Origin of the sequence: Streptomyces vastus (assembly GCF_039532825.1) — a bacterium.
Classification (GTDB): Bacteria; Actinomycetota; Actinomycetes; order Streptomycetales; family Streptomycetaceae; genus Streptomyces; species Streptomyces vastus.
In genome coordinates this window covers 242,755-264,206 of record NZ_BAAASJ010000124.1, presented here as the reverse complement: position 1 = coordinate 264,206, position 21,452 = coordinate 242,755, and the positions used below count along the sequence as shown (strand labels likewise).

Here is a 21,452-nt window from a genome sequence, read left to right as displayed (position 1 = left end):
TGCGGCAAATGCACGGCCGAGCAGGATTCGACCTCCTCCGTCACCGCATCCTCCTGCAATGAGGAGAACGCACCGTCACCACCGACTACGGAACAGAGCCCAAAAGCCGACACACCAGCCTCACCCTCTACCAGATCCTCGACGCCATCCAGGACCTGCTGAACTGCTGGACCGGCATCTGCACCACCTGCCATCAGCCCCTACCCCGTCGGCTCTCAAGATCGAGACAGACCTAACGGAGTCCTACTAGGCCCCCTTAGAGGGGCCTAGCTAGCGGAACGCTTGGCAGAGCAGGCAGCGACAAAGCAAAGAAAGGCCCTGCAATCACTGGACGAAAGAAAGGCAGCCGAGCGAAGATGAATGCACAGCCGCCATGCCCGCACTACTGGGCGCAGGCACCAGGCCCCGCCTCACTGGTCGGGGCCTTCCTCATACCTGCCCCAGGAACCGGCCACGCGCCCGCCTGGGCGCCCCGCACGCGCCCGCCGTACCTGGGCGCCCCTGCACGCGGGCAGACCCGTGAACCCGCGCCACGGGCAACTTCCCGCTACAGGCTGACCGGCAGAGTGAATGCGACCCGCGATGCCGGTCAGCCTGCCCCCGCCCCTGGGCGCCTCGCCCAGGCACACACAAGGGGCAGCCATGACGCCTGAATGCCGCACCGCAGGATGCACCGCACTGCCTTACGTGCAGGGCCTGTGCAGAGCCTGCTACCGGCGACTACGCGGGCAGCGCCTAGGCCCCTGCACAGTCCAGCACTGCCGCAAGCCTCAGCACGCGCAGGGCCTGTGCATCGCCTGCTACTTCCTAGTGTGGCGAGCACGACGCAGGGCCGCTTGAGCCGCGGAAAGCCTCCGATTTTTTAGAGAGGGTCAATCCCAGCCCCTCGCCCAACTGGGAAAAAAGGTTGCGGGGCGAATCTCCCAGAGACGATCAAGGACTTAGTCCGGTTGATCATGAGCTTGGGTACGGTCTGAGTCCGCCGGACCCAAAGGCGAGACGGCTACAAAAGGCGCGAGGGTCTACTCGTTCTGACTCGCGCCACCCCCTTTAGCCGCTCGCCAACCGCGAGGCAGCGCGCAACGCACCTCGCACCGCACACGCGATAGCCCCCGCTCATCTTCCGGCGGGGGCTATCGCGCGTCGCAACGGGACAGTGCGCAACACATCCCGCTAACTGAATACCGAGTAATCCCAGGCAGGGCGAAACCCACCTGAATTCCAGTCACGACTAATGGAACAGGTGGGAACACCCATGTCTAGTCAGCTCATAAAGCAACTGCACGCTAACCGCCTCCGCACGTGGGAACAGGCAAAGGAACTTGCCGACCGTGCAGCCGACGAAAACCGTTCGTTCACTGGCGAGGAAGAGCGGCAGTGGCTGCAATTCAACGACGACATTAACGAGTACGACAAGCGCATCACGCGGATTCAGAGCGACGAACGGCGCGCACGCGATGCAGACGCCATCCTGAGCGGCCCTGGTCGAGCGGGCGCAGTTATCCGCAACGCGGAACTGCGGGCCTGGGCGAGGGGCGAGGGAAGCCGTTCTATCGAAATCCAGAACCCTGGTAGCCCCATCGACTTCCGCGCGCTCTCTAAGCTTTCTGCCGGCGCAGGCGGAAGCACTGTCCCGCAGGGTTTCTATAACCGCCTCATGGCGCACCTGATTGAATCGTCGGGCGTTATGCAGGCAGGCGTTACCGTCCTCAATACGACCAGTGGCGAGACAATCCCTGTGCCCAAGACGACCGCTCACAGCACGGCTGCCCTGGTCGCGGAAGCGGGCACTATCGGGACGTCAGACCCCGCTTTCGGCAGCGTGGACCTGGGCGCCTATAAGTACGGTGCCAAGTTCGCCGTAAGTACGGAACTGCTCTCAGATTCAGGCGTAGACCTTGAGGGCTATCTGAGCGCCCAGGCGGGGCGTGCGTTGGGAAATGCGTTCGGCGTCCACGCGCTGAGCGGTACGGGCGCAGCACAGCCGCGGGGAATCCTCACTGACACAACGGCAGGAGCTACCGGGCCTACTGGTGTCAGCGGCGGTTTCGGCGCCCAGGAGACAGCCGACAGGGGCGCAGATTTGCTCATTGAGCTTTTCTACAGCGTCATTGCCCCGTACCGGATGAGCGCTTCCTGTAATTGGATGATGGCCGATGGCACGGCTTCAACCATCCGGAAGATTAAGGACGCGACTAACGGCCAGTACATCTGGCAACCGGCCGCTATCGCCGGACAGCCTGACTTGCTCCTGTCTAAGCCGGTAGTCATTGACCCGAACGTTCCGGCCGTTGCGGTTGACGCCAAGTCTGTTCTGTTCGGCGATTTCTCGACGTACTTTGTCCGCATCGCAGGCGGCATCCGCTTTGAACGCAGCGACGATTTCGCGTTTGACAGCGACCTGGTGACCTTCCGCGCACTCATGCGGGCAGACTCGGCAATGGTCGATTTGACCGGCAGTATCAAGCATTTCGTTGGCGGCGCCAGCTAAGCCAGCACACAGTAAGGGCCCCTCTATCGCCTCGCATCCGCGGGACGGTAGGGGGGCCTTTTTCTGCGTTTACGGCCCTCTATGCTGCGTCGTCCAAGACTTCCCGTACTTCCGGTACGTCGCGGTATTCCTCAAGCCTGTGCAGGATCACCCTTACGCGCTCGGCTGTGCGCTCGCTCGCGACGTCCGCGGAAAGGCTGATGACGCGCTTTGCCGTTGCTGCCGCTTCCTCAGGCTCATTGGCGTCCGCTAGGGCTACGGCAAGCCAAGACAGGTACAACGCCAGTTCCCGCGTGTGCGTGGCGTCGTATCGGGTGAGTACGTCCCGCAGCAACGGCACCGCGCGCAATGGGCGTTTCAGCTCCGTATAGACGCGCGATTCCATGACTTCCAGTTCGCCTGCCTCAACCCAGTAAAGGTATTGGGGCGATTCCCTCGCCTCGCTATCCTCCGCTAGGGCCTGCGACGCCTCGCCCAGGGCGCGCATTGCAGGCTGTGCCTCATTCGCCTTTGTGTGCGCCCAGGCGACGCGGTCAAGGTAGAGCGCCCGCGCTTTCGGGGGCGCATCCTCGCCTGCCTGGTCGAGAGCTGCCCGCGCGAGCGAAAGCCCTTCTTTCGTCCGCCCCGTATTGCTGTACTGGTAGGCGAGTGATCCGGCGAGGTTACCCACTAGCGTTGCGTCTTCCGCCTGTCGGGCCGCGCTCATGCCCAGCTTGTAAATGCGCTCGGCTTCCTCGTGGCGCCCCGCATCACTGGCAATCCATCCCGCAATCTGTGCCAGTTCGCCAATCTGCGAGAGCAGCGCGCGCCCGACTTCCTGCGTGTGGCTTCCCTCGCGATACAGCTTTATCGCAGATTTCAGCTCACGCAGCGCAGGGCCGATAAGGTCGCCCCCCGCTAGGACGTCATCGGCGAGGCGCAACCCGTGAACGCGCCCAGCTAGGTCGGTCACGTCGCCTGCACCGATACGGCGCCCCTGACGTACTTTCAGGGGGGTTAGCGGGTCGATATCCGGAAGGAAGTCAGCAACGGTTACCGGCGCGCTTTCCTGTGCGCTTTTGCCGGCGGCTGCCTGCAATTCGACCAGGGGCACGCCGAGAGCGGCAGCAACGGACGGCAGCCATTCGCGGGGCGTCCGCTTGCCTTTCTCGTACCGGTAAATGTCCTGCCGTTTAAGGGAGTCGGGGGGCAGCCCTGCGGCGCGGCACGCCTCAAGGGCTAGCCGCTCCTGGCTCCAACCTTTGGCCAGCCGTAGGCGCCGGATCATGTGGGCCGCTGTTTCCCCGCGCATGCCTCAAGTCTGGCCTACAACGGGCCTACATGGGGCCGCTAGGCACGGACTCAGCCAAACGAAAGCGTGAGCAGACGACAGACCCCAGCGACCGCGCGAACGGCCCTGGGGCGTGGCCGACGCTTCGAAGGAGCGACGACAAATGCACTACCTATCACAGCTACTCGCATGGGCGAGAGTGGCCCTACTCGGGCGACGCACACCAGGCAGGCACAGCCGACCGGCAGCGCCCCAGGAAGCGCCCCAGGCTGCCCCTGGGCGCCTCTCTCCGGCCGTCCTGGGCGCCCGCCTGGTCGCAGCGCGCAGGCACCGCACAGGGCAGCCGACAGCGCCCGTGCAGGCCCCGCAGGCGCCCCAGGTGCAGGAGCGCGCCGAACGGTTCCCGCCTCGCCCCTGGGAAGCAACCGGCGCCATGGTCCGCCCCTACGTAGCCCACCTGGGCGAGGAACGCCAACACGCTTTGTCTGCACGGCAGTTCATGGAGGTAAGCCGGTGAGCGGGGAAAGGCTGAGGGCAGCCGTACAGAACATCGAAGCGCCCATGTTGCGCGCCTACCGCCTATGGGTCGAGCACGGGCAGCAGTGCACCGACGGCTGCAAGGGCGCGAGCCAGGCACAGGACGGCTGTGAGACGGGGCGGGAACTGTGGGGCGCCTACCGCCTCGAACGCATCGGTAGGGGGCAGTCGTGACGACTCCTGTACGCGTGTGCCGACACTGCCAGGAAGCCATCACAGACCCTGAAACGAACGGCGTAATCGTCGCCCATGAACTCGGCAACTCCGGCCCTGGCTGGGACATTTGGGCCCACCGTTGGCATGCGGAACAGGTCCAGCTGATCAACGATGACCTGTTGCGGATCATGCTTCGTATCTGGGCGGCGCAGAGCAGCACCTAGCGCGCACTAGCAGCACCAGCACCACCCCCGATGACTGCCGTTTCCGGGACGTCGCGAGACGTGAGGGCAGTACGCAGGCCCCCGTACCGGCTTCCCCCGCCCGGAACGGGAACAGCGCCCCCAACCGGCAGCCACACAGGCCCGGTTGGGGGCGCGTTCATGTCCGCACAGATCACGCCTCGCGGTCACGGTATCGTCACTGTTTCTGGCCCCACAGAGTGCCCATATCCGACCGTTTCCGCAGGCCAGACGATAGATACCCCCTTGACTGCCTCTCCAAGCCGAGAGTGGGGGAGAAGCCGAGAGTGGGGGAGCGACAAGCCACAACGAATCCGCAGCCATAACACAGCAGGTAACCCCCGCGGCGCCCCAATCCCCACATTTCACCAATCATGGTTGCGCCTAGTGACACCCACATAACCCAGTGCAAAGGTGCGGTCATGACCGCGAACCCCGGCTTCGAGCCCACCTTCTGCACCATCGTGCCGCCCCACGTCCTCGACACCCTCGCCCAGTCCGAGGACCCCGCCCTCGCGGGCCCCGCACGCCGAACCCTGGAGCGCGACGCCCTGGAGCGCACCCACCGCCGCCTGACCACAGTGCTCGGCCCACCGGCCGTCACCCCGCCCGCGGGCGCCACGGCGGACCAGCCGAGCCGAACCGTCTACGACGCCAAACACAAGCAGGACCTCCCCGGCAAAAAGGTCCGCGGCGAGGGCGACAAGCCCGGCAAGGACGCCACGGTCAACCGCGCGTACGCCGGCCTGGGCGCGACCTTCGACCTGTTCCTGAAGGCCTACGAGCGGAACTCGATCAACGGCGAGGGCCTGCCGCTGAGCGCGACCGTGCACTTCGGCGAGGAGTACAACAACGCCTTCTGGAACGGCGAGCAGATGGTCTTCGGCGACGGTGACGGCGAGATCTTCCTCGACTTCACGATTCCCGTCGACGTCATCGGCCATGAACTCGCCCACGGCGTCACGCAGTACACCGCGAACCTCACGTACTTCGGCCAGCCGGGCGCACTGAACGAGTCGATGTCGGACGTCTTCGGCTCGCTGATCAAGCAGTACACGCTCGGCCAGACCGCCGCCGAGGCCGACTGGCTGATCGGCGCGGGCCTGCTCGCGCCGCGCGTCACCGGCAAGGCGCTGCGCTCCATGAAGGAGCCGGGCACGGCGTACGACGACGACGTCCTCGGCAAGGACCCGCAGCCCGCGACGATGGACGACTACGTGCAGACGGGCCGCGACAACGGCGGCGTCCACATCAACTCCGGCATCCCCAACCACGCCTTCTACCTCGCCGCGACCGCCCTCGGCGGCAACGCCTGGGAGCGCGCGGGACAGATCTGGTACGACGTGCTGACCGGCGGCGAACTCGACTCGAAGGCGACCTTCACCGACTTCGCGAACCTGACCATCGCGCAGGCCCGCACCGCGTACGGCGAGGGCGAGGAACTCCAGGCCGTCACGAAGGCATGGGAGCGGGTCGGGGTGCCCACGGCCTGAGCGGGGGCATGGGGCGCGGCCCAGGAGTGGCCCGCCGGACGCTTTCGTACTAGACAGGAACCATGCGTATCCAGGTGAAGCGCACGGGCGGATTCGCGGGCATCGACCGTCACGCCTCGGTGGAGACGGCGGGACGGGCCGATGCCCAGGAGTGGCACGACCTGGCCAAACAGGCGGTCGCCGCAGCCCGCCAGACACCCCCGATCGGCGTCCCCGACGGCTTCAGCTACCAGATCACCGTCGACGAAAAGACGGTGTACTGCTCGGATCCGCGCTTGACGGAGGAGCAACGAAAGCTGATCTCAAGGGTGCTGAAGGAGGGGGCGTAACGGCCAGTTCTCGCCGGGCTGTTGACTTCTGTTACCGCCGGTAAGGATGATCCGTGCATGGCGACTGACGCGCACGGCGGGGCGAACCCCATACCTCAGTTCCCGGCCGACTTCCTCTGGGGCGTATCCACCTCGGCCCACCAGATCGAAGGCGCCGCGGACAAGCGCGAGCCCTCCGTCTGGGACGCCTTCGCCGCCGAACCGGGCCGGGTGAAGGACAACACCACCGCGGCCGTGGCCTGCGACCACTACCACCGCTACCCCGAAGACGTGGCGCTCCTACGCGACCTGGGCGTCGGAGCGTACCGCTTCTCCATCTCCTGGCCCCGCGTCCAGTCCCCCGGCGGCCTCGACTTCTACGACCGCCTGGTGGACGAGCTGGCGGCAGCGGGCGTACAGCCCGTTCCGACCCTCTTCCACTGGGACCTACCGCTCTCCGTGGAAACGGAGGGCGGCTGGCTACGACGCGAGACCGCCGAGCGTTTCGCCGAGTACGCGGCCCTCGTCGCCGAACGCCTCGGCGACCGGGTCAGCAAGTGGATCACCCTCAACGAACCCGCCGAACACACCCTGTTGGGCCACGCCCTCGGCACCCACGCCCCCGGCAAGCAGCTCATGTTCGACGCCCTCCCTGTCGCCCACCACCAGCTGCTGGCCCATGGTCTTGCCGTACGAGCCCTGCGCGCGGCCGGAGTCACGGACATCGGGATCGCCAACTCGCACGGACCGACCTGGCCCGCGTCCGACGAGGCAGCCGATGCGGAGGCGGCCGGTTTCTACGACGTACTGTTGAACCAGCTGTTCGCGGACCCGCTACTGCTGGGCCAGTACCCGGAAGGGCTGGCCGAGTTGATGCCCGGGGACGTCGACGCCGACCTGAAGGTGATCGCCGAGCCGCTGGACTGGTACGGGATCAACTACTACGCCCCGACAAGGGTGGGCGCGCCTCAGGGCGCCGACATCGAGTTCGGCGGCTTCACGCTCCCGGCCGAACTCCCCTTCTCCGTAAGGGAGACCGAGGGGTATCCGGTCACCGACTTCGGCTGGCCCGTGGTCCCGGAGGGGCTGACGGAGCTGCTGACGAGCTTCCGTGACCGCTACGGCGACCGCCTCCCGCCGATCGTCATCACCGAGAACGGCTGCTCGTACGAAGGGATCGACGACCAGCAGCGGATCGCGTTCCTGGACGGCCATCTCCGGGCGCTGCACCGGGCGTTGGAGGCGGGCGTCGACGTACGCGGGTACTTCGTGTGGTCGCTGCTGGACAACTTCGAGTGGGCGGAGGGCTACGCACGCCGGTTCGGGCTGGTCCACGTCGACTACGACACGCTGGAGCGGACGCCGAAGGCGTCGTACGGGTGGCTGCGGGACGTACTGCGCGCACAGCCCTGAGACAGAGCCCGTTTTCGGGCAACCACCAACTGCCTTCGGCCACTTCCTCCAACCATCAGAAGAATCACTTCCGCTTCTCTTGCTATCAGGCGCCACTCACGCCTCAATAGACCTCGACTCTTTCCGACGGACCGTCAGATCCGACCCCGCGCAGCATTTTCGCGCCCCACCCGTGGGCGGTCCGTCAACCGTTCCCACATGGCAACTCCCCACCAAGGAAAGGGAATTCATGAGACCCAAGCGGATCGGAATCGGTGCGGCCGTCGCGGCCGGCACCCTCGCAATGACCGGCTTCGTCCTGGCCCCCAGCGCCGCCGCGGTGGTCCCGCAGTCGGCGACCATCAACGCGAACTGCAGTCTCCTCGGCGGCGGCGAGGCCACCCTCACCGCCACGCAGGACGGCACCTCCGCCACCATCACCGTCAGCTCCACCGACATCACCGCGCCGATCGCCCTCGGCGAGGACTCCATCCAGGCCTCGCTCACCATGGTGAAGGCGAGCGGCGGCACCACCGCGTTCACCGGCACCGAGAACCCCGCGATAGCCGCCGGTGAGGGGGTCACCGTCGGGCCCCTGACCGGCACCGTCGCCGCCGGGGACAGCCTCGAGGCGAACGGCGGCTCCCTGGACCTGGTGGTCCTCGGGATCAGCGTCACGTGCACCGCCCAGGGACCGCAGTCGCCGGGCCCGTTCGTGTTCGAGTAAGCCCAAGCCCCACAGCAAGCTACGTACGCCCGTAGCACTCCGTACGTGGTGATCGGTGCCGTCCCGCGCGCAGACGGCACCGATCAACCGGCGGCGCTCAACCGGCGGCGACTCGGCCGACGACGGGATGCCGGCGCGACGCTTCAGAGCGCATCCGGGCCGCGCTCCCCCGTCCGTACCCGCACCACCGTCTCCACCGGCAGCGCCCACACCTTGCCGTCGCCGATCTTCCCCGTCCGCGCCGCCTTGACGATCGCGTCGGTGACGGCGTCCGCGTCCGGGTCGTCGACGACGACCTCGATACGGACCTTGGGGACGAGGTCGACCTGGTACTCGGCCCCGCGGTACACCTCGGTGTGCCCGCGCTGACGCCCGTAGCCACTGGCCTCCGTGACGGTCAGCCCGTGGACGCCCATTTCCTGGAGCGCGTTCTTGACCTCGTCGAGGCGGTACGGCTTGATGATCGCGGTGATGAGCTTCATGAACCCGTGATCGTAAGTGGTCGCGGCGCGCACCGTAAGGCCCGTGAGGGTCCGGACGCGAAGGTCCGGGCATACGAACGTGAGCACGTGCCGCGGGACTCCGATGATCAGGGACAATGGGCGCCATGAGCGTTCGTACCCAGTCATCCGAGCCGCCGGACTCCCCGGGGGCCATCCATCGCGCCGGCTTCGCCTGCTTCGTGGGCCGCCCGAACGCGGGCAAGTCCACCCTCACGAACGCTCTGGTCGGCCAGAAGGTGGCGATCACCGCGAACCAGCCGCAGACCACGCGGCACACGGTGCGGGGCATCGTGCACCGGCCGGACGCGCAGCTGATCCTGGTGGACACCCCCGGTCTGCACAAGCCGCGCACGCTGCTCGGCGAGCGGCTCAACGACGTCGTGCGGACCACCTGGGCCGAGGTCGACGTGATCGGCTTCTGTCTGCCGGCGAACGAGAAACTGGGGCCCGGCGACCGTTTCATCGCCAAGGAACTGGCGTCCATCAAGAAGACGCCGAAGATCGCGATCGTCACGAAGACCGACCTGGTGGAGGGTAAGGCCCTCGCCGAGCAGCTCATCGCCATCGACCAGCTCGGCAAGGAACTCGGCTTCGAGTGGGCGGAGATCGTCCCGGTGTCGGCGGTCGCCGACAAGCAGGTCGACCTCCTCGCCGACCTCCTCGTCCCGCTCCTTCCGGAGGGTCCCGCCCTCTACCCCGAGGGCGACCTCACGGACGAGCCCGAGCAGGTCATGGTGGCCGAACTGATCCGCGAGGCCGCCCTGGAAGGCGTACGCGACGAGCTGCCCCACTCCATCGCGGTCGTGGTCGAGGAGATGCTCCCCCGCGAGGACCGCCCCGCCGACCGGCCCCTCCTCGACATCCACGCCTTCGTCTACATCGAGCGCCCCAGCCAGAAGGGCATCATCATCGGCCCGAAGGGCAAGCGCCTGAAGGAAGTCGGCATCAAGTCCCGCAAGCAGATCGAGGCGCTTCTGGGCACACCGGTCTTCCTCGACCTCCACGTGAAGGTCGCGAAGGACTGGCAGCGGGATCCCCGGCAGCTGCGGAAGCTGGGGTTCTGAGGACGCGGGCTCCGCGCCCAGCGGGGTCCAGGGCGGAGGCCCTGGCTTCCGGAAAGGGCGGGCTTGGGGAAAGAAACCCCTCACCCAGCCGTCGCAGAAACCCGCACCACCCCGTCCACCCCCGCCAGCAACACCGGCGTAGCGGCCCCGCCAAGGTCCCGCACAGCCGCCAGGTCGCCGTCCGCCAAGGATTCAGCCTCGCTCACCACCGCGGCCGCCTCCAACGACTTCGCCCCCGACGCCACGGCCATGGCCACCGCGGTCTGCAGAGCAGTGAGCCGCAGGGAGGCCAGGTCAACGGTCCCGGCGACATACGTACGACCGGTCTCGTCTCGTACGGCCGCCCCCTCGGGCACACCGTTGCGGGCCCGCGCGGAACGGGCCAGGGTGACGATCTTGCGGTCCTCGGGATCAAGCGTCTCGGTCATGCCCTGAGCATACGAAGCCCGAGCCCGACCACATCAACCACGGTGTCCCTGGCCTTGGACGACAGCGGGTACCGCCCTTGTCACCCTTGCCCACGTCCTCCACGCCTCGCCGGACGGCCCGTGCTGGAGGACCGCCTTTTCGATCCGCGGCAAGGCCCGTTGCCCCAGCACCGCGAGTGCCATCGCCACGACGACGCCGCCCCAGGCGACCGGGCCCAGGGGCGTGCAGCCGAAGAAATGGCTGGCGCCGGGCGTCTGGACCAGGGCCACGAGAGCGGCAGCCGAGCCGAGGGACGTGATGCGGACCAGAGGACTGTCGCGGCGGTCGGCGAGGGTCTGGGCGAGCTGGGTGCCGACCACGCCGCACAGGGCCATCGTCGTGGAGCGGCGCGCCGTACCCGGGGTGAAGCGGCCGATGAGCCAGGCCGTGGTCGCGCCCAGGCACGTGGTCAGGGCGCGGTGGCGGATCTGGCGGATCAGCGGCGCGCCGAGGAGCGACGTACCGAGAGGCTCGGTGCCCGGATCGGCGCCGGCCTCCCCCTCCCCCGGTGCCATGCCGTCGTCCTGAGCTCCGGCGGCCTTCTTCTGCGGGGTCACCGCCACCGCCATCGCCGGGAACAGGTCCGTGAACAGGTTCACCAGCAGCATCTGGCGGGTGGAGAGAGGAGCGGAGCCCGAGAGGACTGAGCCGAGGATGCCGAAACCGACCTCCCCCGCGTTGCCGCCGATCAGGATGGCGATGGCGTCGGCGACGCTGTGCCACAGGGCACGGCCTTCGGTGACGGCCAGGACGAGGACCGTCAGGTCGTCGTCGGTGAGGACGATGTCGGCCGCGTTGCGTGCGGCCGCCGAGCCACGGGCGCTGATGCCCACGCCGATGTCGGCGGCGCGGATGGCCGCGGCGTCGTTGGCGCCGTCGCCGACCATCCCGACCACCCGGCCCGCATCCCGCAACGCCTCGACGACCTGGAGCTTCTGCTCAGGCGCGACGCGGGCCACCACGCTCGCGTCGCGCAGCATCCGGGACCGTGCCGATCGGTCCGCGGCCGCCAGCTCGTCGCCCGTGACCACGGTCGTGTCGTCCGGCCAGCCCAGGTCGGCGGCGATCGCCCGAGCGGTCTGCGGGTGGTCGCCGGTCAGCATGACCGGCCGTACGCCGGCGTCACGCAGACCGTGCACGAGGGCCGTGGACGTGTCGCGCGCTACGTCGGCCAGCGCGAGCAGGCCTGTGAACTCCAGCCCGCTGAGCGGCTCTTCGAGTGCGTCCGTCGCCTCCTCGCCCTCCTCCAGTGGGCGCCCGGCCACCGCCAGCACACGCAGTCCGTCGCGGGCCAGCGACTGGGCCGCGTCGGACGCGTGGTCCGGGAGGTCGCGGCACGCGGGCAGGACGGTCTCCGGGGCGCCCTTGACCACGAGCTCCGGTGTGCCGTCCGCGGTCCGTCCGACGGCGGCGGCGTAGCCGCGGGCGGCCTCGAACGGGCGGCCCTCGGTCTGCGTCCAGTCCGGGTCCGGACCGGCAGCGTCCAGGACCGCCTCGTCGGTGGCGTGCGCCGGCCGGGCGGAGTCGCCGTTCAGACGGGGGCAGGCACGTGCCGCGGCGCGCAGCGTACGCGCGGACTCCATCTCGTCCCGGGTGTGGACCGTGCCGTCGGCGTCGGTCACCCGCACCAGACGTAGCCGGTTCTCGGTGAGGGTGCCCGTCTTGTCGAAGCAGATCGTGTCCATGCGGCCCAGCGCCTCCAGCGTGCGCGGGGTGCGGACGAGAACGCCCCGGCGGCTCAGCCGCCGGGCGGCGGCCAGCTGCGCCACCGTGGCCACCAACGGCAGGCCTTCGGGAACGGCGGCCACGGCCACCGCCACACCGCCGCTCACCGCCTGGCGTATCGGCGTGCCGCGCAACAGCGACAGACCCGTCACCGCGGCGCCGCCCGCCAGCGTCAACGGCAGCGCCTTGCGGGTGAGTTCCTGAAGCCTGGCCTGCACGCCGCCGGCCGGCGGCGTCCGGGCGGCGAGCGAGACGGCCCGGGCCGCCTCGGTGCGGTCGCCGGTGTCCACCACGACGGCCTGGGCATGTCCGGCCACCACGGTCGTGCCCTCGAACACCATGCAGCAGCGGTCGGGCACAGGAGCTCGCGGGGTCGGGTCCGTCCGCTTGTCCGCCGGCAGGGACTCGCCGGTCAGCGCGGACTCGTCCACCTCCAGGCCGTCCTCCCACAAGAGGCGGGCGTCGGCGGGCACCACATCGTCCGACTGGAGCTCGATCACGTCGCCGGGGGCGAGTTTGGCGGCGTCGACGATGTGCGCTTCGGCGGGGGAGACGTGTGCTTCAGAAGGGGTGACGTGTGCTTCGGCGGACGGGCCCCCCTCCACACGGTCCATCACGCGCGCCTTCTGTTTCTGACCCGCGAGCAGCCCGGACAGCGCCTGCTCGGCTCGCAGCCGCTGTACGCCTCCGACCAGCGCGTTCAGGTCGAGCGCTCCCACGACCAGCAGGGCGTCCACGACGGAGCCGAGGATGGCCGAGGCGGCCGATCCGACCGCCAGGACCGGGGTGAGCGGATCGTCCAGTTCGCCGCGTACGGCCCTGGCGAGCCGCAGCGACCACCGCGCCGGGGCCAGGACGGGATGACGGCCGACGGTGGCGAGCGCCGCACGCACCTGGGTGGTCGCCTGCTCGGCGGCACTCGTGTCGGTGTCCGGCTCGTGCTCCAGCCGGGAGAGGACGTCCGCCGGTTCCAGCGCATGCCAGGCCACCCGCGGACGGGGGTGCGGGGCCCGGGTCGCCGCGACGCCGAGAGCGGCTCGCGCCCCGGACAGCAGGGCCACCGCCGCGGCGGCGTCGACCGGAGCGTGCCGCAGGCCGGGCAACAACGGCGGGCGGCGTCCCCGCCCGGACTCGCCGACGGCCACCAGCAGGCCCGACAGTGCGGCGCCCGACCGGGCCAGGGTCTGCGACCTGTGGCCGATCACGCGGGCGGCCCGCACGGCGGTCAGCAGCCGCCACACGTCGGCCAGACCGTGCAGAGCCACGACGTCCGCTCCCCACACGACCGCGCCCTCCTGGTCCGCGAGGGCGACGGCCACATCACCGCCGAGCAGCCCTGACAGTACGTCGCCGGCGTCTGCCGACTGCAGCCGGGCGACCGTGACGACGGTGCCGACCCCGACCCCGACCCCGTCCCCGTCGCCGTCGCGCAGTCCGTTCACCACCTCGCTCAACGGTCGGTCACCGGCCACGACTTGATCGGCGAGGCTCGTGAACTCGCTCAGCGTGGGATCCGCGGGATCGTCCACGACCACGACACGCAGCCCGGCGCGCCGGGCCGCGTCCAGTACGGTCTCGGCCCACGGATCCGGCCCCGCGCCCGGACTGCGCAGCGCGCTCGGATGCAGGACGACCGTGTCGGCCATCTCCAGCTGACGCAGCCGCTCCGTGTCGCGCACCAGCACGCCCGTGCGGGACAGCGCGCCGCTCAGCACGGCGTGGAAGGCCGCGGGCCCGTACCGCGCGGCCTTGGGCGAGCCCGCGAGGACCGCTTCCGCTGCCTCCGCACCGTCGTGTTTGACCAGAAGCGTCGCCGCCGCGCCCGCCACACTGCCGGCGGAGGCGTGGGCGGCGTATTCCTGGGCCGGGGAGGTCCGCAGCGGTGGGCGTGGGATGTGGTCCGCCGCCACGCTGATCCGGTCCGGTGCGCACACCTGGTCGTGGACCGTGTCGAAGGCGGCCAGTCGAGCCACCGTCTCCGCCAGCTGGCAGGCGCGCAGGGTCCCGTCGAGCAGCAAGGAGGTGGGAGTCTGGCCCGCGCCGTGGGCGACCGCGTTCGCCGCGGCCAGCACCATGTCCATGCGGGAGCGGCCGAGCCGGGCGCGCAGCGTGCCCCGGAATCGCGGGTTCTCGCGCAGCAGCGTCACCACCGCGGTCACCAGCCGGGGTGAGGGCGGCAGGCGCAGGGCGTTCGCGATCAGCGCGGCTCCGGCACCCACGGCGTCGATGGCGAGCGCCCCCGCGGCGGCTCGTACTCCGGACGGGTCACCCGGATGCGTGAACTCCTCCACCGACTCGTCCGACGACGCGAGTCCGTGCCGGGCCGCGAGAGCGGTCGCCTTCTCCACCACCCGGTCGGTGAGCACCTCCTCGGTGGCGACCACCACCAACCGCGCCAGTCCGCCGTCCCAGTACGCGAACGCCACGTCCGGCCGTTCCGCCAGTGCGGCGGCCACCCGTCGTGCCCTGTGCTCCGTCCCGTCTTCCCCTCGCACCCGTTCCGCCGCGGACGGCCGCAGCGCGAGGTGCGCCCGCGTGCCCGACCGCCAGTGGGGCGTGCCGCCGGGCAGCGCGTTGCGGGCGACGCGCGCGACCCGCACCGCGGAGTCCGCGCTCCGCACGCCGGCCCGCACCGTCCCCGCCACCGCTGCGGCGACCGCGCCCACCGCGGGTGCGGCACCCCGCGCGAGCAGCCGGGGCCCCACCCACACGAGATCGCCGGCCGAATGGGGCGTCGCCAACCGCAGTCCCAGATCCATCGCGCGCCCTCAGCCGGTACCGGTGGCCGCTGAGCTGCCGCGCCCTGCGGCCGCCGCGCTCCGGCCGGAGCATTCGTGGACAGACCCCTGGGCCATGACTTCCCACCTCTCGTGACAGCGCCTATCGCACCGTCCGAGTGCCCGCAACGCGGCAGGTCATCCGGGCGAGATGTTCAGGGGCGGTCCAGCCGGAGCCGCTCGGCGCGGCGGAGACCGGCCACGACCAGGTCGTACGAGTCCTCGATCAGCTCCCGTACGAGCCGGTCCGGAAGCTCCCCGTCCACCGTGACCGTGTTCCAGTGCCGCTTGTTCATGTGATAACCCGGCACGATCAGCCCCGGATACTCGCCCCGAAGCCGAATCGCGTCCTCCGGATCGCACTTGAGGTTCACCGTGAGCGGGACGCCGTCCAGCTGAGTCAGCGCGAAGAGCTTGCCGACGACCTTGAAGACGGACGTCTCCGGGTTGAACGGGAAGTCCTCCACCACCGCGTTGAAGGACAGACAGAAGGAGCGCAGTTCCTCAGGTGTCACTCCGGCTTCTTCTCCTCCTCCGGCGGCTCCGCCGGACCCATCGGCTCCACCAGCACGGTCACGATCTTGTTCCGGCGGCCCGCCGCGGCCTCCGCGGTGAGCCGCAGCTCGCGCTGGTCCGGCAGCGACACCACCGACGAAGCGCCCGCGATCGGCACCCGCCCCAGCGCCTTGGCGAGCAGCCCGCCCACCGTCTCCACGTCTTCGTCGTCGTAGGCCTCGAAGCCGTACAGCTCGCCGAGGTCGCCGATGTCCAGGCGTGCCGTCACGCGGTAGCGGTCGTCGCCGAGCTTCTCGACCGGCGGAAGTTCACGGTCGTACTCGTCCGTGATCTCTCCGACGATCTCCTCCAGGATGTCCTCGATGGTGACGATGCCGGCCGTGCCGCCGTACTCGTCGATGACGACCGCCACGTGATTGCGGTGCTGCTGCATCTCGCGCAGCAGATCGCCCGCGTTCTTCGTGTCCGGTACGAAGGCCGCCGGCCGCATCGCCGTGGAGACGAGCTCGCTCTCCGCGTCCCGGCTGATGTGCGTCTTACGGGCCAGGTCCTTCAGATACACGATCCCCACGATGTCGTCCTCGCTGTCCCCGGTGACGGGGACCCGCGAGAAACCCGACCGCAGCGCCAGCGTCAGCGCCTGCCGGATCGTCTTGTAGCGCTCGATGACCACCAGGTCCGTACGCGGCACCATCACCTCGCGTACGAGCGTGTCGCCCAGCTCGAAGACGGAGTGCACCATCCGGCGCTCATCGTCCTCGATGAGGGACTCCGCCTCGGCGAGGTCCACCATCGCGCGCAGCTCGGCCTCGGAGGCGAAGGGGCCGCGGCGGAACCCCTTGCCGGGGGTCAGAGCGTTGCCGATGAGGATCAGCAGGGGCGGGATCGGGCCCATGACACGCGCCAGGGGCAGCAGGACGTACGCGGCTGCCGTCGCCGTGTTCAGCGGATGCTGGCGGCCGATCGTGCGCGGCGAGACACCGACCGCGACGTACGAGACGAGGACCATCACGCCGATGGCGATCGACAGGGCCTCCCAGGTCTCGTCGAACTCCGTCAGGCAGGCGTACGTGACGAGCGCCGCGGCGGCCATCTCGCAGGCGACGCGCACCAGCAGCGCGACGTTCAGATAGCGGGTCGGGTCCGCGGCGACCTGGGCCAGCTTGGCGCTGCCGCGGCGACCGGAGCGTACGGCCTCTTCCGCGCGGAAGCTGGAGACGCGAGCCAGGCCCGCCTCCGCGGAGGCGGCGAGCCAGGCGACGACGACCAGCGTGATCGCGCCGAGAACGATCTGGGGGTTCATGACACGGTCGGGGCCGGGGAGGGGCCGGTCAGACCCTTCTCCGCACGCCAGCCGTCCACGATGGCGGCCTGCAGGCCGAACATCTCGGCCTTCTCGTTCGGCTGCTCATGGTCGTAACCGAGCAGATGCAACACCCCATGAACCGTGAGGAGCTGAAGCTCCTCATCCATGGAGTGCTGCGTCGCCGCCTCCTTGCCCTGCCGCTGGGCGACCTCGGGGCAGAGCACGATGTCACCGAGCAGCCCCTGCGGCGGCTCGTCGTCGTCCTTCGACGGCGGACGCAGCTCGTCCATCGGGAAGGACATCACGTCCGTCGGTCCCGGCAGCTCCATCCACTGGATATGGAGCTGCTCCATGGCGTCGGCGTCCACGACGATCACCGAGAGCTCGGACAGCGGGTGGATACGCATCCGCGTGAGCGCGTAGCGGGCGATGTCGAGGATCGCCTGCTCGTCGACTTCGGTTCCGGACTCGTTGTTGACGTCGATCGACATGATCGGGCTTGGTCTACTTCCGTTTGTTACGGCCCTTGTGGGAGCCGTTCTGCGTGCCGTTCTCGCTGTCGTACTTCTCGTACGCGTCGACGATACGGCCGACCAGCTTGTGCCGTACGACATCGTGGGACGTGAGCCGCGAGAAGTGCACGTCCTGGACACCGTCCAGGATGTCCTGGACCTGACGCAGCCCGGACTTCGTGCCCTCCGGGAGGTCGACCTGCGTGACGTCGCCGGTGACCACGATCTTCGAGTCGAAGCCGAGCCGGGTGAGGAACATCTTCATCTGCTCGGCGCTCGTGTTCTGGGCCTCGTCCAGGATGATGAAAGCATCATTAAGGGTACGGCCCCTCATGTATGCCAAGGGCGCCACCTCTATCGTCCCCGCCGCCATCAGCCGCGGAATCGAGTCCGGGTCCAGCATGTCGTGCAGCGCGTCGTACAGGGGGCGCAGATACGGGTCGATCTTCTCGTACAGCGTGCCGGGCAGGAAGCCGAGCCGCTCGCCCGCCTCGACCGCGGGGCGGGTCAGGATGATGCGGTTGACCTGCTTGGACTGGAGGGCCTGGACCGCCTTGGCCATGGCGAGGTAGGTCTTGCCGGTGCCTGCGGGGCCGATGCCGAAGACGACGGTGTGCTTGTCGATGGCGTCGACATACCGCTTCTGGTTGAGGGTCTTGGGGCGGATCGTGCGGCCTCGGGAGGACAGGATGTTCTGGGTGAGCACCTCGGCCGGGGTCTCCTCGGGGCCGTTCCCGTCTTCACTTGCCCTCAGCATGGCGATCGAGCGTTCCACCGCGTCCTCCGTCATCGGCTGTCCGGTGCGGAGCACCAGCATCATCTCGTCGAACAGGCGCTGGACGAGGGCCACCTCGCGGGCGTCGCCGACCGCGCTGATCTCGTTGCCCCGGACGTGGATGTCGGCCGCCGGGAAGGCCTTCTCGATCACGCGCAGGAGGGCGTCTCCTGAGCCCAGCACGGTCACCATGGGGTGCTTGGGCGGGACGGTGAACTGCGCTTTCGCTTGCCCCTGAACGGGGCTGTGCGCTGTGGGTGTGTCAGTCATGGGCCGGCTCGTAGGCCTTGCTCGTCCTCCTCGACAGGGTCCGCAGCCAGTTGACTGCCTGTGCACTGCCCAGGGTACGTCGGAGCACTGACAACGCCGTAGGCGTTTTCGGGTGCCGTTACCGGAGGGGAATGGGACGGGGTCCATGAAGGTGACGGGATCCGCGCACTCACGCCGAAGTCCGGAACCCGATCGTCGGTACCGCCCGCCGCAGCGGCCAGGGCCTGGCGTCCTCCGGGAGGAGCGTCTCCAGGAAGGCGTACCGCCTGAGTGCGGACGGGTCCTGGTCGTCGTACGTCTGGACGCGGCGCCACCAGGCGGCGATCTCGTTCCAGCCGGGGGCGGAGAGGGAGCCGCCGAACTCCTGCACGGAGAGGGCTGCCGTGAGGCCGGCGAAGGCGAGGCGGTCGGCCAGGGGCCAGCCGGCCAGGGTGCCGGTGACGAAGCCGGCCACGAAGACGTCGCCGGCACCGGTGGGATCGAGCGCCTCGACGGCGATGGCGGGGACGGCGGCGGTCTCTCCGGTGCGTCCGTCGACGGCGTACGCACCTTCCGCGCCGAGGGTGACGACGGCGAGCGGCACGCGGTCGGTGAGCGCGCGGGCGGCCTCACGGGGGCAAGGGGTGCGGGTGTAGCGCATGGCTTCCTGGGCGTTCGGGAGGAAGGCCTCGCAGTGCTCCAGGTCGGGAAGTTCGGCGAGGTCCCAGCGGCCGGTGTCGTCCCAGCCGACGTCGGCGAAGATCCGGGCGCCCTTGCGTGCGGCCTGCGCGATCCAGGGCGCGTGTGTGCCCGGCGTCAGCGAGGCGACGGCGGCACGCGCGCTTGGCGGGCAGTCGGGAGCCGGCTCCTCGGGAGGCGGTTCGTGGCCGTGGCTGACCATGGTCCGCTCGCCCTCGTACGCCATGGAGACGGTGACCGGGGAGTGCCAGTGGGGCACCGTGCGGGACGCGGACAGGTCGATGTGCTCGCCGTGTTCCAGGGCGTCCCAGCAGTACTCCCCGTAGTGGTCGTCCCCGAAGGCCGCCGCCAGGGAGGTCTTCAGGCCGAGGCGGGCCAGCGCGGTCGCCATGTTGGCGACGCCTCCGGGACTCGAGCCCATGCCGCGCGCCCATGACTCGGTGCCGCGTACGGGGGCGGAGTCGAGGCCGGTGAAGATGATGTCGAGGAAGACGGTGCCGGTGAGGTAGACGTCCCAGGGCGGGTCGCCGGGTGTGCGCAGCCCGGCGAGCGGATCGACGTGGGCGTGGCGGCGGTACGGGCCCTCTCCGTGGGGCGTGGTCACGGTGCGCTCCCCTGACGTGGTGCGATTTCCCGCCAGTGTGCACCACACCACTGACAGCCGCCCTGCGGCAGTGGGCGCGCGCCGCTCGCCTGCGCTCCCGTAAGCCTCTGTCCTCTCGGCTTCGGGGAGGGGTGGTCAGGCATCGTCGGGCCGGATCACCGGCGTTTCGGAAGCGGTACCCGCAGCAGATCGTGCGCCACCGTCAGCTCCCCCTCGAACCCGGCGGCCCGCGCCTGCCGCTCGAAGTCATCGGGTTCGGAGTACCGCTGACTGAAGTGCGTCAGCACGAGATGCCGTACGCCCGCGTCCCGGGCGACCCCGCCGGCCTGACCGGCAGTCAAATGGCCGTAGTCGACGGCGAGTTCGATGTCCGCGTCAAGGAAGGTCGACTCGATGACGAGCATGTCGGCCCCCTCCGCGAGCGCGTACACGCCGTCGCACAGCCGGGTGTCCATGACGAACGCGAACCGCTGGCCCCGCCGCACCTCGCTCACATCCTCCAGCGCGACGTCGCCCAGCACTCCCTCCCGCTGGATCCGCCCCACGTCCGGCCCCTTGATCCCGTACGAGGCGAGCCGTTCGGGCAGCATGCGCCGTCCGTCGGGTTCGACGAGCCGGTAGCCGTACGACTCGACGGGGTGGGCGAGCTTGCGGGCCTCCAAGGTGTACGCCTTCGAGGCCGCGAGTACGCCGTCCGCGGCGACCGGTGCCTCGGTGAGCTGGACGGTCTCGCGGTAGGCGGTGGCGTACCGCAGCCGTTCGAAGAAGCGTCGGCCGGACCGCGGATAGTGGGCGGTGATCTCGTGCGGCACCCGGTCGAGGTTGATGCGCTGGATCACTCCGGCGAGGCCCAGCGAGTGGTCGCCGTGGAAGTGCGTGACGCAGATCCGGTGCAGGTCATGGGCCGCGACTCCGGCACGCAGCATCTGCCTCTGCGTGCCCTCGCCGGGGTCGAAGAGCAGGCCCTCCCCGTCCCAGCGCAGTAGATAGCCGTTGTGGTTGCGGTGCCGGGTGGGGACCTGGCTGGCGGTGCCGAGGACCACCAATTCGCGTACGGACACGGTGAGTTACCCCGGCGGCCACTGCATGCCGCGGCCCCCCAGGACGTGCGCGTGCACGTGCCAGACGGTCTGGCCCGCACCGCTTCCGGTGTTGAAGACGATGCGGTAACTCTCCAGCTTCTCGTCGGCCGCGACCTCACCGGCCTCGCGCACCACGTCGGCGAGGGCCGCGGGGTCGGCGGCGGCGAGCGTGGCGACGTCCCGGTGGTGGGCCTTCGGGATCACCAGGACGTGCGTGGGCGCCTGCGGGTTGATGTCACGGAAGGCAACGGTCGTCTCCGTCTCCCGCACGACGGTCGCCGGCACTCTCCCTCCGACGATCTTGCAGAACAGACAGTCGTCCTGCGGTTCCCCTGCCATGCGCGGCCTCCTCACGCTGGATGATCGTTACGTCGGCATCGTAGCGAGCGGTGGAGGCGGGCAGGGGGTCTGCAGCCCCGCCGTAAGCCCCCCGTCACTCATCCCTCGCCCTCTAGGACTCCGTCCCCTGACCCCGGTCCTCACCCGGTCCTCAATCGCCGGACGGGCTGGTTTCAGCCCGTCCGGTGATTGAGGACGAGGCCGTTCAGGCCGATCA

19 protein-coding genes are annotated in these 21,452 nt (G+C 69.4%); 7 read left to right on the top strand and 12 right to left on the bottom strand.

Annotated elements, in window-relative coordinates; all coding sequences use genetic code 11:
• The coding region (locus ABD357_RS42345; protein ID WP_344396914.1) for a hypothetical protein at positions 1 to 194 on the bottom strand (194 nt) is incomplete at its 3' end.
• A gap of 1,061 nt (positions 195 to 1,255) precedes the next feature.
• Between ABD357_RS42345 and ABD357_RS42340 the strand changes: the two genes are divergently transcribed.
• Positions 1,256 to 2,491, top strand: a complete 1,236-nt coding sequence (locus ABD357_RS42340; RefSeq protein ID WP_344396912.1) for a phage major capsid protein — start codon at positions 1,256 to 1,258, stop codon at positions 2,489 to 2,491.
• Positions 2,492 to 2,570: 79 nt separating this feature from the next.
• Here the strand turns inward: ABD357_RS42340 and ABD357_RS42335 are convergent, their stop codons facing one another.
• Positions 2,571 to 3,782: an NsdA family TPR-like regulatory protein gene (locus tag ABD357_RS42335; protein ID WP_344396911.1), complete on the bottom strand. Its 1,212-nt coding sequence runs from the start codon at positions 3,780 to 3,782 to the stop codon at positions 2,571 to 2,573.
• 492 nt (positions 3,783 to 4,274) lie between these two features.
• Between ABD357_RS42335 and ABD357_RS42330 the strand changes: the two genes are divergently transcribed.
• From ABD357_RS42330 to ABD357_RS42310, 5 genes are all read left to right on the top strand, one after another.
• Positions 4,275 to 4,472, top strand: coding sequence for a hypothetical protein (locus ABD357_RS42330; RefSeq protein ID WP_344396910.1), 198 nt, complete (start codon positions 4,275 to 4,277; stop codon positions 4,470 to 4,472).
• A 646-nt stretch (positions 4,473 to 5,118) separates the two neighbouring features.
• Positions 5,119 to 6,189: a M4 family metallopeptidase gene (locus ABD357_RS42325; protein WP_344396909.1), complete on the top strand. Its 1,071-nt coding sequence runs from the start codon at positions 5,119 to 5,121 to the stop codon at positions 6,187 to 6,189.
• Between the two features lie 62 nt (positions 6,190 to 6,251).
• The gene (locus ABD357_RS42320; RefSeq protein WP_165341893.1) at positions 6,252 to 6,518 is read left to right on the top strand and encodes a protealysin inhibitor emfourin; all 267 of its coding nucleotides are present in this window, start codon (positions 6,252 to 6,254) and stop codon (positions 6,516 to 6,518) included.
• 57 nt (positions 6,519 to 6,575) lie between these two features.
• Positions 6,576 to 7,910 (top strand): GH1 family beta-glucosidase, encoded by a 1,335-nt coding sequence (locus ABD357_RS42315; RefSeq protein ID WP_344396908.1) that lies wholly within the window; start codon positions 6,576 to 6,578, stop codon positions 7,908 to 7,910.
• A gap of 229 nt (positions 7,911 to 8,139) precedes the next feature.
• The gene (locus ABD357_RS42310; protein ID WP_344396906.1) at positions 8,140 to 8,616 is read left to right on the top strand and encodes a hypothetical protein; all 477 of its coding nucleotides are present in this window, start codon (positions 8,140 to 8,142) and stop codon (positions 8,614 to 8,616) included.
• A gap of 143 nt (positions 8,617 to 8,759) precedes the next feature.
• On the opposite strand, the gene ABD357_RS42305 is transcribed toward ABD357_RS42310, so the two are convergent.
• On the bottom strand, positions 8,760 to 9,098 hold the full coding sequence (locus tag ABD357_RS42305; protein WP_344396904.1) for a P-II family nitrogen regulator: 339 nt from the start codon (positions 9,096 to 9,098) through the stop codon (positions 8,760 to 8,762).
• Between the two features lie 116 nt (positions 9,099 to 9,214).
• Between ABD357_RS42305 and era the strand changes: the two genes are divergently transcribed.
• Positions 9,215 to 10,183 carry a GTPase Era gene (gene era, locus ABD357_RS42300; RefSeq protein ID WP_344396903.1) on the top strand — a complete coding sequence of 323 codons (969 nt, stop codon included), beginning with the start codon at positions 9,215 to 9,217 and terminating at the stop codon, positions 10,181 to 10,183.
• A gap of 80 nt (positions 10,184 to 10,263) precedes the next feature.
• Here the strand turns inward: era and ABD357_RS42295 are convergent, their stop codons facing one another.
• From ABD357_RS42295 to ABD357_RS42255, 9 genes are all read right to left on the bottom strand, one after another.
• The gene (locus ABD357_RS42295; protein ID WP_344396902.1) at positions 10,264 to 10,611 is read right to left on the bottom strand and encodes a cytidine deaminase; all 348 of its coding nucleotides are present in this window, start codon (positions 10,609 to 10,611) and stop codon (positions 10,264 to 10,266) included.
• Between the two features lie 33 nt (positions 10,612 to 10,644).
• Positions 10,645 to 15,135, bottom strand: a complete 4,491-nt coding sequence (locus tag ABD357_RS42290; RefSeq protein ID WP_344396901.1) for a cation-translocating P-type ATPase — start codon at positions 15,133 to 15,135, stop codon at positions 10,645 to 10,647.
• Between the two features lie 173 nt (positions 15,136 to 15,308).
• Complete coding sequence (locus ABD357_RS42285; protein WP_344396899.1) at positions 15,309 to 15,668, bottom strand: MmcQ/YjbR family DNA-binding protein; 360 nt, start codon at positions 15,666 to 15,668, stop codon at positions 15,309 to 15,311.
• On the bottom strand, positions 15,665 to 16,972 hold the full coding sequence (locus tag ABD357_RS42280) for a hemolysin family protein (protein WP_344396898.1): 1,308 nt from the start codon (positions 16,970 to 16,972) through the stop codon (positions 15,665 to 15,667). Before ABD357_RS42280 ends, ABD357_RS42285 begins: the two co-directional genes overlap by 4 nt.
• Positions 16,969 to 17,466, bottom strand: coding sequence for an rRNA maturation RNase YbeY (gene ybeY, locus ABD357_RS42275; RefSeq protein WP_344396897.1), 498 nt, complete (start codon positions 17,464 to 17,466; stop codon positions 16,969 to 16,971). Before ybeY ends, ABD357_RS42280 begins: the two co-directional genes overlap by 4 nt.
• A 13-nt stretch (positions 17,467 to 17,479) precedes the next feature.
• A complete protein-coding gene (locus ABD357_RS42270; RefSeq protein ID WP_344396896.1) occupies positions 17,480 to 18,532 on the bottom strand; it encodes a PhoH family protein in 1,053 nt (350 codons plus the stop codon).
• Positions 18,533 to 18,701: 169 nt separating this feature from the next.
• Positions 18,702 to 19,814 carry a carbohydrate kinase family protein gene (locus ABD357_RS42265; protein WP_344396895.1) on the bottom strand — a complete coding sequence of 371 codons (1,113 nt, stop codon included), beginning with the start codon at positions 19,812 to 19,814 and terminating at the stop codon, positions 18,702 to 18,704.
• A 155-nt stretch (positions 19,815 to 19,969) separates the two neighbouring features.
• Positions 19,970 to 20,875 (bottom strand): ribonuclease Z, encoded by a 906-nt coding sequence (locus ABD357_RS42260; RefSeq protein WP_344396893.1) that lies wholly within the window; start codon positions 20,873 to 20,875, stop codon positions 19,970 to 19,972.
• 6 nt (positions 20,876 to 20,881) lie between these two features.
• Positions 20,882 to 21,235, bottom strand: coding sequence for a histidine triad nucleotide-binding protein (locus ABD357_RS42255; RefSeq protein WP_344396892.1), 354 nt, complete (start codon positions 21,233 to 21,235; stop codon positions 20,882 to 20,884).
• Positions 21,236 to 21,452 lie beyond the last annotated feature (217 nt).